Genomic DNA, 397 nt, shown 5'->3' with positions numbered 1-397 from the left:
TTGAGCCATGATATCAATCGGCCTACTAGGCTTCATTGTTTGAGCCCACCATATATTTACCGTAGACTTAAATGTGGACACTCGAGCCTATTTCACCTCAGCAACTATAATCATCGCTATCCCTACAGGGGTGAAAGTTTTTAGTTGACTCGCCACTATTCATGGAGGAGTCACCAAATGAGACGCGGCCATATTATGAGCTCTTGGCTTTATCTTCTTATTTACAGTTGGGGGATTAACAGGCATTGTCTTAGCTAATTCTTCTCTAGATATTGTGCTTCATGACACTTATTATGTAGTAGCTCACTTTCACTACGTCTTATCTATAGGCGCAGTGTTCGCGATTATAGGAGGCTTCGTTCACTGATTTCCATTGTTTACAGGCTACACTCTCCAC

General features: G+C 42.1%; 1 pseudogene. It reads left to right on the top strand.

The window, feature by feature from the left end:
* Nucleotides 1–4: 4 nt before the first annotated feature.
* Nucleotides 5–364, top strand: a pseudogene (locus EUU22_RS26350) (cbb3-type cytochrome c oxidase subunit I); the annotation flags it as partial.
* Nucleotides 365–397: the final 33 nt, after the last annotated feature.

The sequence above is a fragment of the Ciceribacter ferrooxidans genome (assembly GCF_004137355.1).
Classification (GTDB): Bacteria; Pseudomonadota; Alphaproteobacteria; order Rhizobiales; family Rhizobiaceae; genus Allorhizobium; species Allorhizobium ferrooxidans.
Note: the sequence above shows the minus strand (reverse complement) of the source record. Positions and strands in the feature narration are given on the sequence as shown.